Here is a 16,665-nt window from a genome sequence, read left to right as displayed (position 1 = left end):
ACTCATGCCCCAGGAAATCAAGATTGACGGCATCGGCATTTCGCCCGATGTTCTGACCGCCATCGTCTCGCGCGCCGTGTCCGATGTCGAGGGCATCGCCTCCGTTGGCGTCAAGGACCTTGCCACCAACCTTGTCTCCATGATGCTCTCGTCCAAGGCCCCGGCTTCCGAGCCGGCGGTCGAGGCCGAGGTCATCGGCGACAAGCTCGCACTCACCGTGCGTGTCGTGGTGTTCTTTGGCTATCCGTTCAAGAAACTCGCCGAGGCCGTTCGCGCCGCCGTGGTCGCCGCCATCGATGCCCAGGTGGGCGTCGAGGTCGAGCGCGTTGACGTTTGTATCGACGGTCTCGTTTTCCCCAAGGAGTAACCTTTGAGCCTTAAGGTTTATCGCGGGCGTACGCTTGCCCGCAGTCAGGCGCTGCAGCTGCTGTTCCAGGCCGAGGCCACGGACAGCCCGCTCGAGCGCGTCCTCGAGGGCGATTTCCTGATCTCGAAGGGTCCCCTCGACACCTATGCGCTGGAGCTGTGCCGCGGTGCTTACGAGCATATCGACCGCATCGACTGCGCTCTGCGCGCCGTCGCCAAGAACTGGGATCTTATGCGCATGCCCGGCGCCGACCGCAATCTGCTGCGTATCGCCGTCTATGAGATGCGTTTCCTCACCGACGAGGAGGTCTCGGACGCCATCGTGATCAACGAGGCCGTCGAGCTCGCCAAGGCCTATGGCACTGACCAGTCCGCGTCGTTCGTCAACGGCGTGCTGGGCAAGATCGCTCGCAGCGAGGAGCTGCCGGGCGAGGACTTGTACCAAGAGCTGCTCGCCGAGGATCGCGCTCGCGAGGAGGCCCAGACTGCCGAGGCTGCCGCTAAAGTTGCGGTTGCCCAGGCTGAGGCTGGTGTGCTGGCCGAGGGCGCGGACGCCGCCGAGACTGATGTCGACTCCGTCGAGGAGTAGCCATGCCAGAGGGTTTCGTCCGCAACTTTGATGAGATTTCGGACCGTCTGGACCAGATCATCGCTACCGTTCGCTCCAAGGATACGTCCTTGGAGCGTTCACTCGATCTGTTTGACGAGGCGATTGAGCTGGGCTCCCGCGCGGTCGATATGGTCGACAAGTTTGAGCTGACGCCTCGTGAGGCCGATAAGCTCGAGCAGGAATACGATGAGGATGCGGCAAACGAATCCCAGGATAGCTAGGCCGCATCTCCGGATACGAATGGTTGATGGCATTCATGAAACGCGTGCGTCTCGATGACGAACTGATTTCACAGGGCATCTGCGCCGATCGCGCGGATGCCCTTCGCACTCTTATGGCCGGCTTGGTCTCGAGTGGCGGCGAGCGCTTGACTTCGCCGGGGCTCAAGGTGACGCCGGGCCTGCCGCTGCACGTTAAGGGGCGCATTCCGTACGTTGGGCGCGGCGGCCTTAAGCTTGAGGGTGCGCTCGATGCGTTTTGTATCGACCCCACGGGCCTTGCCTGCCTGGACGTAGGCTGCTCTACCGGCGGCTTTACCGATTGCCTGCTCAAGCGCGGAGCTGCGACCGTTGTCTCGGTGGACGTGGGTCGCGCACAGTTCGATTGGTCGTTGCGTCAGGACGATCGCGTGACGCTGCATGAGCGCACCAACGTGACGCAGCTGCCTGAGCTTGGCTATGCCGGCGCCATCGACCTGGCTGTTTGTGATGTCTCGTTTACCAGCATCGCGAACATTATCGATGCGGTGCTGGCGTGCCTGAAGCCTTCGGGTTCGTTCTGCACGCTCGTAAAGCCCCAGTTTGAGGCGCCGGCTGCGCTGGTGGGCGAGCGCGGTATCGTGACCGACCCCGCCGTCCGCCGCGATACGCTCGTGGCGGCGATTGAGCTTTTTGCCGCCAAGGGCCTGTTCCCGCTTGACGTGTGCGTGTCGCCCATCCATGGCGCTAAGGGCAACGTTGAGTTTTTCCTGTACGGCACAAGGTTTGCCCCTGGTGAACGCACCGACGATGAGCTGCAATCCCAGGTATCGGCTTTGAGCGAGAAAGCTGCAACGCTATGAAGGTCTTTCTGGTTCCCAATTACTACAAGCAAGAGGCGGTCGAGAGCGGCCTGATGCTCGAGCTTTGGCTTTCGCGCCAGGGCTACGAGGTCGCATGGGCTGCCGACCAGCGATCGAAGATTCAAAGCACGCCTGATATTGATGGCTCAGATCTGGTCATTACGCTCGGCGGCGACGGTACGTTGCTGCGCGCTGCCCGCATCCTCAACCATCGCGAGATTCCTATCCTTGGTCTTTCCTATGGTCACCTGGGCTTTTTAACTGCTGCGAGCCCCGAGGAGCGCGACATTCTGCAGGTCGTGAGCGATGCCCTGTCCGGTGAGCTGCACGTGAGCCGCCGCGCCACCATCGCCGCGGATATCGTGTCCGTGCGCGACGATGGCACGAAGGATGTCGTGCGCACGTTTGCCCTCAACGATATGGCACTTACGCGCGGCCCCCTGTCCGATATGGTTGAGTTTGACATCACGGTGTCCGGCCATCATATCGATCGCCTGCGCGGCGACGGTGTCGTCGTTTCGACGGCGACCGGCTCCACCGGCTATGCGCTTTCCGCCGGCGGCCCCATCGTCAGCCCCGATTACACGGGTATGGTCTGTGTGCCCATCGCTCCGCATACCATTCAGGCTCGCGCTTTTTTGACCTCGCCGAGTGATGTCGTCGAGATCTTTATGTCCGATGATCGTCCGAGCGTGCCGGCGATTGCCATCGACGGACAGTTTATTACCTGCGATGGCACGGTCGAGAGCGTGGCGGTGCGTCGCGGTCCCGGAGATGTGCTGCTTCTCGATTACGGTCCCGAGAGCTTCTATAACTCCGTGAGCCGCGTGTTCTACGGAGTGCGTCATGATCGATGAGCTGCAGGTTTCCAACATTGCACTCATTCGCGAGGCGACGCTGGTGCCGAGTGCGGGCCTGACCGTTCTTACCGGAGAAACCGGTGCCGGTAAGACAGCACTGCTCTCGGCACTCAAGCTTATTTTGGGCGAGCGCGCGGATTCGTCGACGGTGCGCGAGGGCGAGGCGCTTGCCAGCGTTGAGGCGCGCCTGTTCGAAGGCCCGCACGATACGGAGGGTTTCACCGTATTGCGCAGCCTTTCTGCCGAGGGCCGTAGTCGCGTAAAAATTGACGGTCGCATCGCCAGCGTACGCGAGCTTTCGGAGCGCGTCGGCGTGATGATGGATCTGTGCGGCCAGCATGAACATCAGCGTCTGCTCGATCCGGCGCATCATGTTGCCATGGTTGATGCCTGGGCTGGTCGCTCTGCGCTCGAGGCGCTCGACCGCTACCGTGCTTGCTTTAAGGCTTCGCGCGCAGCTGCCAAGGAAGTCCGTCGCGTCGAGGAAGCCTCGCGTGCGCAGGGAAGCCGTGTCGAGGAGGCGCGCTTTGCCCTCGAGCGCATCGGCGAGGTCGACCCCAAGCCGGGTGAGTATGAGGAACTCGAGGAACTGCTGCCGCGCTCCGAACATGCCGAGGTACTGGTTGCCACAGCTAACGATGCCCATGCATCGCTTGCCGCCGAAGGTGGAGCGCTCGATGCCGTGAACAGCGCCGTGGCAGAGCTTTCCCGTATGGCTACCGTCGATCGCAAACTGGGCGACATTGCCGATGCGCTTTCGGATGCCTGCATCTCCCTTGAGGATAGCGCGAACGAGCTTCGTGCCTATCGCGATGGCGTCGCCTTCGACCCGCGCGAGCTCGCTCGCATGCGTGAGCGGTATTCCGACCTCAAGGGCCTGTTGCGTCAGTGGGGTCCCACCATGGACGATGTTTTTGCCATGCGCGATCGCTCGCAAGAGCTGCTGTCCCTGGTCGATGATGGCGATGAACAGATCAAAAAGGCGCGTGAGGCACTCGGGAGCGCCGAGCGCGAGCTGTTCGCTGCCGCCAAGGCACTCAAGCGTGCGCGTAATACCGCTGCTCCGCGTTTTTGTCACGAGGTTGGCCGCCAAATGGCGCGCCTGGAGATGGGCGGCGCCGAGCTCGTTTGGGAGTCGCGTGATCTTCCGCGCGCCGAGTGGACGCCGGCGGGTCCTTCAAGCTACGAGCTTTTGTATCGCAGCGGTGTCGGCTTGACGCCGCGTCCCCTGCGCCGCATTGCCTCGGGCGGCGAGCTCAGCCGCGTCATGCTGGCGAGCAAGGTGGTCTTGGGTAATGCTGACGGCGTCGACACACTGGTATTTGACGAGGTCGATGCCGGTGTCGGCGGCTCCACGGCTCGTGCTCTTGCTGGTGTGCTGGCCGATCTTGCCGCTACGCATCAAGTGATTGTCGTAACCCACTTGGCGCAAGTCGCCGTCATGGCCGACAAGCATTATGTTGTCAGCAAGGAGCCGGGCGATGTTCCCCAGACGCATTTGGACGAGGTAACCGGCGAAGCGCGTACCGCCGAGATTGCCCGCATGTTGAGCGGCGATCAGTCCGAGGCAAGCTTGGCCCACGCAAAGCAGATGCTCGAAGAAGTTCGAGGCTAGGTCGTATCAGCGGTGTTGGTGGGACAAAATAGACTGAAATTTTTTGTCCCACTACGCGTTTTACTCAACGACCTTGTCCGGCTGGATGAGCTCCTCGTAGTAGCTGATATGTTCGCGAGCGTCTTCAATCTCGGGCAGCAGGAAGTTGTAGATAACTTCGATGATCATCGTGGCGCTGATCTTGGAGAACGCAAAGTCACCCGTCGTCAGCAGCGCCTCGTGGTTGACGGTATTAAAAGTGTAGTCTGCCAGGCGCGCGAGTGGAGACTTGCTGTCGCTGCTGATGACGACTACGGTGGCACCGCAGTCGCGAGCTGCTTTTGCCATGCGATTCAGTCGGCGCGATTTGCCGGAGTTTGAGATGAGCACGATGACGTCACCCGGGCGCAACGTGAGCGCAAAGCCGATTGATGTCTCGCTAATGGTGCTTGCCATGCAGCGCAGGCCCAGCTGCGAAAACTTAAACGTCGCATCGAGCGCGACCGCGTTCGTATTGCCCACAGCCGCAAACTCAATAACCCCTGCATGCTTAAGGGCATGCACAACAGCCGCCAACGTATCGTGGTCGATCCCGTCGATGGTCGCATTAAGCTCGCTCACCTTGGCAGCCAGGATGTTCTTAAGGCTCTGCTCCATATTGCCGAGCGAGACTTCGTCAGTCAGGCCCTCGTTGCGCTGGCTTTCCAAATCCCTCGCCAACGAAAACTGAAAGCTGCGGAAGCTGCCAAAGCCAAGCTTGCGGCAGAAGCGCGAAACGGTCGCCTCGGACGTGGCGGCGGCGCGCGAGAGCTGAGCCGCCGTGAGGCGTGGCGCCTCGGACTGGTGCTCCAATATATAGTCGACAATGCGCTGCTCGGACTCGCTGTATCCCTGATGGGTACTAATGAGGGAAAGTGCGCTCTTGCTACTATCGGTCATGGATGGCTCCTGGTTGGCATGAAAATCGGACTCGTTTTGTAATGTCATAGTATAGGGGGATTTTCAATTACAAGATACACCTTGCCGTTTCAAGTGTTGATGGTAAACTTTCACCTACCGTTTACGGTTATGAAAGAACCTTTCACCGGAGAATTGCGCCTTGTCTCTTCTCACGCGGACGGTAGGTTGGTATCTTTCAGTTGTGGAAAAGCGCGCAAGGACGCGCGTGTAGGGGAGCGCCTGCGGGCGCAAAACTTAAAAAGGAGGGACACATGGCTAAGTTTGACATCATCGCCGCCACCGGTTGCCCGACCGGCATTGCGCACACCTTCATGGCTAAGGAGGCACTGGAGAAGGCAGCTGCCGAGCGAGGTCTGACTATTAAGGTCGAGACCCATGGCCAGGTCGGTGTCGAGAACGAGCTCACCAAGAGCGAGATCACCGGTGCCAAGGCCGTCGTCGTCGCAGCCGATAAGGATGTCCAGGCTGAACGTTTCGCCGGCAAGCCCATGGTTTCCGTTGGCGTTTCCAAGGCCCTGTCCGTTGAGGCCGCCGGTAAGCTGATTGACCGCGCGCTCGCCGCCAAGGGCGACAACACGGTTGCAGCCGCTGCCGATGTCGAGGACGAGGCCGAGGAGAAGGAGTCCATCGGTCACGTCATCTACAAGCACCTTATGAACGGCGTCAGCCATATGCTGGTCTTCGTCGTTGCCGGTGGCGTCCTGACCGCCGTCTCGTTCCTGTGGGGCATTACGTCCTTCGATTCGACGGCTGCCGACTACAACACCTTCGCCGCTATGCTGAAGATCATCGGCGGCATCGCCATGAACCTCATGGTTCCCGTGCTTTCTGCCTACATCGCCGAATCCATCGGCAAGCGACCGGCGCTCGTCCCCGGTTTTGTTGCCGGTATGATCGCCATCCAGGGCCTGCCTGTTAACGCCGAGACCGGCATGATCGACGCCGGTGGCGCCGGCGTGGGCTTCGGCTTCCTGGGCGGCATCGTCGGCGGCTTCCTCGCTGGCTATGTCATCCTGCTGCTCGAGAAGGTCTTTGCCGGTCTGCCCAAGAACCTGGACGGCCTCAAGGCCATCTTCCTGTACCCGCTGTTCTCGACGGCTATCGTCGGCCTGGTCATGCTCGGCATTTCCGGCCCCATGGCTGCCATCAACACCGCCATGATGGACTTCCTCAAGGGCCTGTCCGCCTCTGGCGCCGTTGTCCTGGGTCTTGCCATCGGCTGCATGTGCGCCTTTGACATGGGTGGCCCGGTCAACAAGGCTGCTTACGTCACCGGTACCGCCATGCTCACCGAGGCACTGGCTGCCGGCGTTGGCACCGACACCTACAACTTCGGCACCAACTTCATGGCTGCCGTCTCCGCCGCCTGCATCGTTCCGCCGCTGATCACCACCTTCGCCGTCGTCGTCGGCAAGAAGTACTTCAGCCAGGAGGATCATGACGCCGGTATCGTCAACCTCATCCTTGGTTGCACCCACATCACCGAGGGCGCCATTCCGTTCATGACCAAGAACATCTGGCCCGTCATGCCCATCATGATGCTCGGTTCCTCCATCGCCTCGATCCTGACCATTATGTTCAACGTTCACGATCCGGCGCCTCACGGTGGCTTCCTGGTCCTGCCTGTTGTCGAGAACGGTCCGCTGTGGGTCCTCGCGATCCTCATCGGCGCTGTGGTCGGTGGCATCCTGTTCGTGGCCTTCAAGAAGTACGACTTCGAGAAGAACCAGAAGGCCGCTCCCGCCGCTGCTGCTCAGCCGGTCGAGGCCTCCAAGGCCGCTGCCGTCGAGGCTCCCAAGGCCGAGGCTGCCGACTTCGTGAAGGTCGAGAACGTCTTTGTCGCCGAGGACTTCGCTTCTCGTGACGAGGCTCTGAGCTTCGTTTCCAACCAGGCTGTCAAGGCCGGTATCGCCAGCGACGCCGACGCCGTGATGAACGCCTTCCTGGCCCGCGAGGCCGAGGGCACCACGGGCATGATGGAGGGGTTCGCCATCCCGCATGCCAAGTCCGACGCTATTACCGAGGCTGCCGTCATCGTCGCTAAGGACGAGTCCGGCGTGACCGGTTGGGATACCATGGACGGCGCTCCCGTCAACGTGGCCATCGCTCTGCTCATCCCTGGCGCACAGGCTGGCACCACGCACCTCAAGATCCTGTCCAAGGTCGCCGAGGCGCTCATGGACGAGGACTTCCGTGGCATCGTCAAGGGTTCCACCGACGCCGCCGAGATCGCCAAGACGATCAACGCCCGCCTGGTCTAATTCCACAGTACGCGAATAACATCGCCCCCTGTAACAAAGGCGAGGACTCCCTACGGGTCCTCGCCTTTTTTCATACCACCCGGCACTCAGGGACGTTCCTTTCCTGCCGGCACCCCGGGACACTCCTTAGTCCCCAACAGGGCATAAATAGCCCTCATCGACTGAATCACCCACGCGAACAATAATTCAGCCAGAATTCCTTTTGCACGATATTTCTTGGACGGAAGCATGTTCCCGCAGCTCGCCTGCCGGGCGGGGCGGTTAAGTTTGTCGCGAGTTCCGCACGCAAAGGAAAGCACTTAATGTGCTTTCCGTCTTGCGCAGGACTGTAGAGCAGCAAACTTAACCGCCCCGCCCGGCAGGCGAGCGGACAGCGAACGACATCTGTCCAACAATTCGTGCGAAACACAATGAAAAACCGTTTGATGTGAGTTAATATAAACAACGTCGTGAATCTGACTCCTGCCACATGCATGACAGGGGTTAAACACAAAAAAGGAGTCAATTATGGTTTCTGAGAAGGCTACCCTCGTTAATCCTCAGGGTCTGCACATGCGTCCGGCTGGTCTGTTTGCCTCCACCATGGGCAAGTACGCCTGTGACGTGACGGTCGTCACCCCCGAGAAGGAGGTCAACGGCAAGTCCCCGATGGCCCTCATGGCTGCTGGTATCCCCTGCGGCACCGAGGTCGAGGTCAAGTGCGACGGCGCCGACGAGGCCGAGGCTCTGGCTGCTGCCATCGAGCTCATCAAGAGCGGTCTTGGCGAGTAGAACTCAAACGGGTCGCATGTTGAACAACTAAGTTCATATTTGGGGGCGCAGTGACCTGTCTTAAGGTAGCTGCGCTCTTTTGTCATGGATATGGCAAAACGCTTTATCACATGACACGGAGAGAGGAATGGGAATGTATCAGGGAGTCAACGCTTCCGAGGGCATCGGTATCGGCACCGTCATGGTCGCCGTCGATCCCGACTTGACGTTTGAGCCGCACGAGGTTGCTGATTCGGCAGCAGAGAAGGAGCGCTATCAGACCGCTCTTTCGGTTTTCTGCGAGAAGACCCAGGCTCAGGCCGACCACATGAAGGAGACGGTGGGCGAGGCCGAGGCCGAGATCATGAGCGGACACATTGTCCTGGCTCAGGATCCGGGCATGACTGACGCCATCAACGCCGCCATTGACGGCGGCACCTGCGCCGAGCAGGCGCTCATGGACACCTCGACCATGTTCGAGAACATGTTCCTGTCCATGGACGACGAGATGTTCCGCCTGCGCGCGGCCGACATCGCCGACATCCGCACCGGTATTCTGGCCGAGCTGCTGGGCAAGGAGGTCGTCGACCTCTCCGTCCTGCCCGAGAACACCGTCGTTGTCGTTCACGACCTCACGCCGTCCATGACCGCCACGATCGATAAGGCCCACGTTGCCGGTATCGTCACCGAGACCGGTGGCCGTACGTCGCACTCCGCGATCATCGCCCGCGCCCTCGAGATCCCGGCTGTCCTTTCGGTTTCCAACAGCTGCACCGCACTGCGCAACGGCATGACCGTTGTCGTCGACGGTGGCAAGGGTATCGTTGAGGCCGATCCCGACGAGGAGACGCTCGCTGCCTACACCGCCAAGGCCGAGGCTTTCGCTGCCGAGAAGGCGGCTCTCGAGGCCTTCCGTGGCAAGCCGTCCGTGACTGCCGACGGCATCAAGAAGATCATCGCCTGCAACATCGGCAACCCCGATGACGTGCCCAACGCGCTCGATCACGATGCCGAGGCTATCGGCCTGTTCCGTTCCGAGTTCCTGTTCATGGACTCTGCTGAGCTTCCTTCCGAGGAGGAGCAGTTCAACGCCTACCGTAAGGTCGCCAGCGCGCTCAAGGGCGCTCCGGTCATCATCCGCACGCTCGATGTGGGTGGCGACAAGGAGATTCCGTACCTTCACATGGTCAAGGAAGAGAACCCCTTCATGGGCTTCCGTGCCGTGCGTTACTGCCTGGCCAACCCCGATCAGTACAAGGTCCAGCTCCGCGCCCTGTTGCGCGCCAGCGCCTTTGGTGACGTCAAGATCATGATCCCGCTCGTCACCTGCGTCGAGGAGGTCGTGGCCGTCAAGGAGCTCGTCGAGCAGTGCAAGACCGAGCTGACCGAAGAGGGTCGCAAGTTCAACGAGAACATCGAGGTCGGCATCATGGTCGAGACGCCTGCCGCCTCGCTGCTCGCTGACCGCCTGGCCGAGGTCGCCGACTTCTTCTCCATCGGCACCAACGACCTGATCGGCTACACCATGTGCGCCGACCGTGGCAACGACACCATCTCCAACCTGTACCAGGTTTACTATCCCGCCGTGCTCCGCTCGCTCAAGAACATCATCGAGAGCGGCGTGAAGGCCGGCATCATGGTCGGTATGTGCGGCGAGGCCGCTGCCGATCCGTTGCTCGAGCCGCTGCTGATCAGCTGGGGCCTGGAGGAGTTCTCGATGAGCGCTCCGTCTATCCTGCGCGCCCGCAAGACCATCAGCCAGTGGACCAAGGCCGAGTGCGACGAGCTCGCCGAGAAGGCGCTCGCCTGCAACACCGCTGCCGAGGTCAAGGCACTGCTCGAGTCCGCAGCTCGCTAATTTGGTATCAGAGGTAACCGCGTGGTTGGAATGGGCCGGCCACGCGGCCCTCACATATACAGGGGGTACTGTAAATGTTCTACACGCTAACCGCTAACCCGGCTGTCGACATGACGGTTTCGAGCTCTCCGCTCGAGCCCGACGAGAACGTCCGCACCGGCTCGGCCAGCTACACGGCTAACGGCAAGGGCCTCGACGTGTCCTTCGCCTTTAAGAAGATGGGCGTCGACACCGTCGCGCTCGGTTTCTTCGCCGGCTTCACGGGCAAGTTCATCGTCGAGGAGGTCATGAACCTGGGTTGCCTCTGCCGCCCGGTCTGGACCGACGGTATCACGCGCATTAACACCTACGTCAACGATGGCCAGCACGAGTACGGCATCCTCAACCCTGGTGCTCCGATCACGCCGCAGCACCAGGAGGAGCTCTACAACATCCTGGACACCGCGGGCGACCTTGAGTGCCTGATCGTCTCCGGCTCCGTGCCTCCCAAAGCTACGCCTGACTTCCTGGCTCAGGTCATGGAGCACGCTCAGGCCCGTGGCGCCGACGTCGTCCTGGACCTGTCCTCCGACAAGCTCAAGGAGCTCGCTCACAAGAAGCCGCTGCTCATTAAGCCGAACCATCACGAGATGAAGGCTATCTTCGGCGTGCCGGTCGACACCGACGACGAGGTCCGCGTTGCCATGAAGCTGGCTCACGAGGCCGGCGTCCAGAACGTGCTGCTCACCCGTGGTAGTCGCGGTGACGCTTACTTCTCCAACGGCGAGGACATCTGGTACGCCAAGCGTGAGTTCAACATCAAGCTGGTTTCTTCCGTCTGCGCCGGCGACTGCACCCTCGCTGCGTTCCTGCACAAGTGGTACAGGGATCGCGACAACGTCGAGGAGGCCATGAAGCTCGCTATGGCCACCGGCGCCAACGTCGCCGAGTCCGTCGGCATCGGCGACTTCGGTCACGTCGATGAGTATAGCAAGCGCGTTGCTGTCCGCAAGCTCGATCGTCAGTAATCGAAACGCGACATATTCGTGCGCATGTGGCGCCCCGGTTTCGGCTGGGGCGCCTTTTTGTTCCGCCACGGGGGAGAGGTGTCCCGCCGTACTTCATCGCTTCCACACCGTTCACCGAGTTGTCCTAGCCTTTTGCCGAAGCGTGGAATATACTTTCATTAACTCGTTGCTTCGTGAAAGGAACATTCATGATTTACACGCTTACTGCAAATCCCGCTATTGACTACAACATCTCCTGCGATGGCCTGTCCGCCAACACCGTTACCCGCACCCGTAACGCTGTCTACACCCCCAACGGCAAGGGTCTCAACGTTTCGTTTACGCTCGACCACTACGGCGTCGACACCACGATCCTGGGCTTCTTCGCCGGCTTCTCGGGCGAGTTTATCGTTAAGGGTGCCGAGGCCCTGGGCGTGCCCGTCAAGCCCGTGTGGACTGACGGCATCACGCGCGTCAACGTGTTCCTCAATGCCGGTCCCGACACCGAGTACAACATGGTCAACGCCGGTGCCGCCATCAACGAAGCCAACGAGCAGGAGATGTTTGAGCTTATCGATTCGCTCGATGACATGACCTGCCTGGTTATCAGCGGCTCGCTGCCCCCCAACACCTCCGAGGGCTTTCTGGCAGAGGTCCTGCGTCGCGTGAAGGCGAAGGGCGCCGAGTTCGTGCTCGATATCTCGAGCCATCAGCTGGCCGACCTCATTGCTATGGAGCCGTTGCTCATTAAGCCCAACGACGACGAGCTGCTCGACATCTTTGGCATTAAGGTGAGCGGTGGCGACGACGAGTCCGTCAAGGGCGCCATGGCCGAGCTGCACGCCAAGGGCGCTAAGAATGTACTGCTGACGCTCGGCGGCGACGGCGCGTACTTCTCCAACGGCGAGCACATCTGGTTTGCCAACCGCACCTTCGACGTCAAGCTGCTGTCGACCGTCTGCGCGGGCGACTCCTCGCTGGCCGCCTTCCTTTCCGTGTGGCACGACGCCCCCGAGCGCGTCGAGGATGCCCTGCGCCTCTCGATGGCCACCGGCGCCAACGTGGTCGAGTGCCCGGGTCTGGGCGATTTTGCCAAGGTCGATGAGTATCAGAAGGGTATTGCAATCCGTCAGGTTTGCTAGTTCCGGCACCTTGCCTGAATAGTTCAATTATTTCGCATCCGTCTTAGACCAGGACGGATGCGTTTTTGTTTATCGGACTTGCGTGTGCAGTGGAGGCTGTTTCTTGCTAGACTTCTTGCAGACGCAATCGATAGCCAATTTGATAGTCGCAGGAGGCCATAGGCATGTGCAATGTTTCGCTCAACGGTACGCAGCCGACCGATGCCTCTATCCGTGTCCTGCGTGCGCTTGAGGCAGCAGGTCTTGAGGCTTGGTACGTGGGCGGTTGGGTACGTGATGCCCTGATGGGACGCCCCAGCCACGATGTTGACATGTGCTGCAGCGGCCTGTGGCAGGAGTCCAAAGAGGCGCTCGAAGCGGCTGATATTGCCGTGGTTGAGTCGGGCATAAAATTTGGCGGCATCACGGCTATTTGCGATGATGAGCGCATTGAGGTCACCACCTACCGCCTAGACGGCTTTTACACCGACGGCCGCCATCCCCAGAGTGTGGAGCGTGCGGCGTCGCTTGAGGACGATCTGGCGCGTCGTGACTTTACCGTTAACGCTATGGCCTGGCATCCCGAGCGTGGTCTTGTCGACCGCTACGATGGTCAGGGCGACCTAGACCGCAAGCTCATCCGCGCCGTTGGAGATCCCAAGCGTCGTTTTAACGAGGACGCGCTTCGCATGCTGCGCGCGGTGCGTTTTGCCTGCCGTCTGGATTTTATGATCGAGCCTAAGACTAAACAGGCGCTTGCCGAGTGCGCGCCGCTGCTCGATGCTGTGGCGCGCGAGCGCGTGGGCATTGAGCTCGAGGGTATCCTTTCGACCGGCCATGGGGGAGACGCGATGCTGCGCTACCCCGAGCTTGTTTGCGCCGCCGTGCCCGAGCTCGCGTCCGCTCGCGGGTTTGATCAACGCAGCGTCTATCATGCGTTTAACGTCTACGAGCATATCGCCCGCGTGCTGACGGTGGCAGGGGAGCTGGCGCTGTGCGACGGCGTCGCGCCCTCGTCGAGCCTTATGTGGGCGGCGTTTTTGCACGACGTTTCCAAACCCGAGTGCTTTACGGTCGATCACGACGGCAGCGGTCACTTCTACGGTCATCCCGAGCTCGGCGCCAAGAAGGCGCGTGTCATCATGGATCGCCTGGCGCTCTCGCACGATTTGGTGCGCGATGTGTGCCTGCTGATCAAATACCATGACAAGCCGCTGCGCCCCGAGCGCTCCTGCCTGCTCAATATGATGCGCGCGCTTTCGGGCGAGGGTGTCGATACGCCGCGTCTGATGGACGAGCTCATGGACCTTAAGCGTGCCGACACGCTCGGCAAGGCGCCCTCGTGCTTCTATTACGTCGAGACGATCGAGGAGATGCGTACGCTCGCCCACGATCTGCTGCAGGCGGGGGAGCCCTATACACTCAAGATGCTTGCCATCAATGGTGGCGACCTGATCCGCGCCGGCGTCAAGCCGGGGCCGGAGCTGGGACAGCTTCTCAACGCTGCCCTCGACGCCGTGATCGAGGACAACATCCCCAACAACCGCGAAGCCCTCCTGACTCATCTCAACCTAGGGTAGCTAAAATAGCCCCGTTCCAAATTTACTACTTTGTTGACCTGCGCGTTCCATAACCTCGCGACAAAATTTCGGCAATTTGGAATTTCTTCTTGCGCTTGCGTTTTTTGTCCCGTAATATATTTCCTCGCAGCACGGCAGTGCAGATGTCATGTGGCCCGTTCGTCTAGCGGTTTAGGACGCCGCCCTCTCAAGGCGGAGATCACCAGTTCGAATCTGGTACGGGCTACCACGCATCTGATACCCGGTCTTTCCACGGAAGGCCGGGTTTTTTATTATCAAACAACTGTCTGTCATTCCCGTTTGAACAAGAGCTTTGCGTTCTGCTTATGGCCCTTACGGGTACAATAACCAAGATATTTTGACTGTTAGAAGGAGTCTCATGACGGAGTCCTCTCAGCATACGTCTAAGCCCCAGGTCGAGGTTGAGGCCTCGGGCGGCGATGACAATAAGAGCGCACGCCGCGGCGCCATCTTTATCGGCGTCGTGCTGGTGGGTTATATCGTCTACCTGGTGGTAACCGGGCAGATGGGGCAGTTCTGGGCCGCTATGTCGAGCGTTCAGGCGCCCTGGCTCGTTGTCGCGTGTCTTTGCATGTTTATGTATCTGTTCTTTGGCATTGTGGCCTATGCGATCGCCGTCTGGCTCGACCCCAATTCGCCCGTCGGTATCCGCGACCTCATTTCGGTCGAGGCGAGCGGTATTTTCTTTGGCAACCTGACGCCCATGATGATGGGCTCTACGCCTGCCCAGATCTACCGCCTGACCAAAGCGGGCCAAAACGTGGGCGAAGCGGGTGCCACGCAGTTCACCCGATTTATTGTGTATCAGTTTGGCCTCGTTGCCTGGGGCGCTATCCTATTGCTTGCTCGCATGCCGTTTTTTGCCGAGCGCTATGGCGACATGACGCTGCTGTGCGTCTTTAGTTTTGGCGGTCACTGCTGCATCCTGCTCGGCATCTTCGCCGTCGCACTCATGCCTAAGACCGTCACGCGCGTCGCCCATTGCATCATCAATTGGCTCGAGCGCATAGGTGTCTCGGCCACTAAGATCGATGGATGGCGCTCGTTTGTCGATGGCGAGATCTACTCCTTCTCCGAGAAGTTCAAGCTTTCGGCCGGACATTTTTCTTCCATGCTGCTCACCGTGTTTATCACCATGCTGCAGCTTGCGTTTTTCTATCTGGTGCCGTATTTCCTGATGCTTGCCTTTGGCCACCACGAGGTCGACTTTTTCTCGGTCATGGCCGCGAGCGCCTTTGTCCAGCTGCTGAGCTCTGCGGTCCCCTTGCCCGGTGGAACTGGTGGCGCCGAGGGCGGCTTTGCATTGTTCTTGGGTCATTTCTTTGGGTCGGCTTCGACCGCCGGCTATCTGCTGTGGCGCCTCATTACGTTTATCGCGCCGACCATTTTGGCTGCGCCCCTGCTGGGCCTTAAGAGCGCCCACAACGAGAGCATCCATGCGCGCTGGGATCGCGCGATGCGCAAGCTCGGACGATCGCCTCAGACGTCCTCTAAGCCTGCAAAGCCCCATCCTGTGAATGCGGTTACCGTGGATCCCAATCAGCATGCTCAGAAGGCTTCTGGGGCCGCTAAACCGTCGCATAAGGCCTATGTGCGCCAGACAGGCGACGGCATCCGTGTGTCCCCGGCTGCTTTGAACAAAATGAAGCTCCCTAAGGCGTAACAGTTGGTCGTGCGTTCTTCATGTTGCCGGGCTTTTTTGTGCCGGATGGGGGATAATCCTCTTACGTAGATTAACTCTCATCTGTTGATGAATGCTCACATTCTGAAGGGACACGTCCATGGACACCAGCAAACCGCGCCTCGACCGCCGCATCGTTCGCAGCCGCAATGCCATCCTTTCTGCGTTTGAGCGCCTGCTGATGGATAAACCGCTTGCCGATATTACCGTGAGTGCCATCGCGCGTGAGGCAAATGTCGATCGTAAGACCTTCTACGTGCACTTTGGTACGGTTGATGGCTTGCTCGATGCCATTGCCGTCGATGTGGTGGAGATGATTGTCGACTCGGTCGAGAAAACGCTTGCTTCCATGGACGGTGACACCAACGAGCGCGCCCTGGGCGCGGCGGCGACCTTCTTTAAAACCGTTAACGAGGCGCTGTGCAACAACCTGGTGCTCAATCGTCAGCTGATCGAGAACATTCCGCTCGATGATTTTATGGCTCGTCTTCGTGCGCCGCTCGAGCACGAGATTGCCGAGCGCGATCTGCTGCCCCACGGTCTCAAGGACGAGATGTTCGACTACTATCTGGCGTTTTTGCTGTCGGGTATTATCGGAATCTATCGCACATGGGCGCTGTCTGACGGCTCGGTTCCTATCGAGCGCGTCTCGGAGGTCGCCAACGACCTGACTCTCAATGGCCTGTCGAGTCTGGAATCTCGCTTGGATTAGGCGCAGGCTCGAGTTCGCGAGGCGCTTGTCGGGGTGCAGCCCGATCGACCAGGCGACGAGCATCCCGCCGAAGCAGTCGATGACCGGGCTCAGGTAGACCTTCTCGCCGCCCGGGAGCCTGAACTCGGTGATGTCGGTGAGCCACAGCAGGTTGGGCTCGTCGGCGTGGAAATTCCTGTTTACGAGGTTCTCCGGCGCCTTGTAGACCTCGCCGGCGTAGGAGCTGTAGCCTGAGGATCCTTAAA

General features: G+C 60.1%; 15 protein-coding genes, 1 tRNA gene and 1 pseudogene. 15 read left to right on the top strand and 2 right to left on the bottom strand.

Annotated elements, in window-relative coordinates; all coding sequences use genetic code 11:
* Positions 1-4 precede the first annotated feature (4 nt).
* Genes DW233_RS01990 through DW233_RS01965 form a run of 6 tightly spaced genes read left to right on the top strand, consistent with a single transcriptional unit; the run spans position 5 to position 4,511 of the window.
* Entirely contained in the window at positions 5-367 is a 363-nt protein-coding gene (locus DW233_RS01990; RefSeq protein ID WP_035138197.1) for an Asp23/Gls24 family envelope stress response protein, read from the top strand.
* Between the two features lie 3 nt (positions 368-370).
* Entirely contained in the window at positions 371-955 is a 585-nt protein-coding gene (gene nusB, locus DW233_RS01985) for a transcription antitermination factor NusB (RefSeq protein WP_118266429.1), read from the top strand.
* Positions 956-957: 2 nt separating this feature from the next.
* Positions 958-1,197, top strand: a complete 240-nt coding sequence (locus tag DW233_RS01980; protein ID WP_118266427.1) for an exodeoxyribonuclease VII small subunit — start codon at positions 958-960, stop codon at positions 1,195-1,197.
* Positions 1,198-1,232: 35 nt separating this feature from the next.
* Positions 1,233-2,036, top strand: coding sequence for a TlyA family RNA methyltransferase (locus DW233_RS01975; RefSeq protein ID WP_118259566.1), 804 nt, complete (start codon positions 1,233-1,235; stop codon positions 2,034-2,036).
* A complete protein-coding gene (locus tag DW233_RS01970) occupies positions 2,033-2,893 on the top strand; it encodes an NAD(+)/NADH kinase (protein WP_117758136.1) in 861 nt (286 codons plus the stop codon). Before DW233_RS01975 ends, DW233_RS01970 begins: the two co-directional genes overlap by 4 nt.
* Positions 2,883-4,511, top strand: coding sequence for a DNA repair protein RecN (locus tag DW233_RS01965; RefSeq protein ID WP_118266426.1), 1,629 nt, complete (start codon positions 2,883-2,885; stop codon positions 4,509-4,511). Before DW233_RS01970 ends, DW233_RS01965 begins: the two co-directional genes overlap by 11 nt.
* A gap of 60 nt (positions 4,512-4,571) precedes the next feature.
* Here DW233_RS01965 and DW233_RS01960 read toward each other — a convergent pair whose 3' ends face one another.
* A complete protein-coding gene (locus DW233_RS01960; protein WP_233547904.1) occupies positions 4,572-5,429 on the bottom strand; it encodes a MurR/RpiR family transcriptional regulator in 858 nt (285 codons plus the stop codon).
* A gap of 272 nt (positions 5,430-5,701) precedes the next feature.
* Between DW233_RS01960 and DW233_RS01955 the strand changes: the two genes are divergently transcribed.
* The 9 genes from DW233_RS01955 to DW233_RS01915 all read left to right on the top strand — a co-directional run bounded on the left by DW233_RS01955 (position 5,702) and on the right by DW233_RS01915 (position 16,420).
* The gene (locus tag DW233_RS01955) at positions 5,702-7,711 is read left to right on the top strand and encodes a fructose-specific PTS transporter subunit EIIC (RefSeq protein WP_118266423.1); all 2,010 of its coding nucleotides are present in this window, start codon (positions 5,702-5,704) and stop codon (positions 7,709-7,711) included.
* A gap of 507 nt (positions 7,712-8,218) precedes the next feature.
* Positions 8,219-8,482, top strand: a complete 264-nt coding sequence (locus tag DW233_RS01950) for an HPr family phosphocarrier protein (RefSeq protein ID WP_022094575.1) — start codon at positions 8,219-8,221, stop codon at positions 8,480-8,482.
* Positions 8,483-8,615: 133 nt separating this feature from the next.
* Positions 8,616-10,319 carry a phosphoenolpyruvate--protein phosphotransferase gene (ptsP, locus tag DW233_RS01945; RefSeq protein WP_118266421.1) on the top strand — a complete coding sequence of 568 codons (1,704 nt, stop codon included), beginning with the start codon at positions 8,616-8,618 and terminating at the stop codon, positions 10,317-10,319.
* A 74-nt stretch (positions 10,320-10,393) separates the two neighbouring features.
* Complete coding sequence (locus DW233_RS01940) at positions 10,394-11,326, top strand: 1-phosphofructokinase family hexose kinase (RefSeq protein WP_099431686.1); 933 nt, start codon at positions 10,394-10,396, stop codon at positions 11,324-11,326.
* Positions 11,327-11,514: 188 nt separating this feature from the next.
* The gene (locus tag DW233_RS01935) at positions 11,515-12,447 is read left to right on the top strand and encodes a 1-phosphofructokinase family hexose kinase (protein WP_118266420.1); all 933 of its coding nucleotides are present in this window, start codon (positions 11,515-11,517) and stop codon (positions 12,445-12,447) included.
* 164 nt (positions 12,448-12,611) lie between these two features.
* Positions 12,612-14,006 (top strand): CCA tRNA nucleotidyltransferase, encoded by a 1,395-nt coding sequence (locus DW233_RS01930; protein ID WP_118266418.1) that lies wholly within the window; start codon positions 12,612-12,614, stop codon positions 14,004-14,006.
* A 152-nt stretch (positions 14,007-14,158) separates the two neighbouring features.
* Positions 14,159-14,235 (top strand) — tRNA-Glu (locus DW233_RS01925).
* A gap of 150 nt (positions 14,236-14,385) precedes the next feature.
* Positions 14,386-15,690, top strand: coding sequence for a lysylphosphatidylglycerol synthase transmembrane domain-containing protein (locus DW233_RS01920; RefSeq protein ID WP_118266417.1), 1,305 nt, complete (start codon positions 14,386-14,388; stop codon positions 15,688-15,690).
* 118 nt (positions 15,691-15,808) lie between these two features.
* Positions 15,809-16,420 (top strand): TetR/AcrR family transcriptional regulator, encoded by a 612-nt coding sequence (locus DW233_RS01915; protein ID WP_118266416.1) that lies wholly within the window; start codon positions 15,809-15,811, stop codon positions 16,418-16,420.
* A gap of 3 nt (positions 16,421-16,423) precedes the next feature.
* Here the strand turns inward: DW233_RS01915 and DW233_RS01910 are convergent.
* Positions 16,424-16,648, bottom strand: a pseudogene (locus DW233_RS01910) (DDE-type integrase/transposase/recombinase); the annotation flags it as partial.
* Positions 16,649-16,665: the final 17 nt, after the last annotated feature.

The sequence above is a fragment of the Collinsella sp. AM20-15AC genome, assembly GCF_003471405.1.
Taxonomy (GTDB): domain Bacteria; phylum Actinomycetota; class Coriobacteriia; order Coriobacteriales; family Coriobacteriaceae; genus Collinsella.
This window is presented reverse-complemented; position numbering and strand designations above follow the sequence as displayed.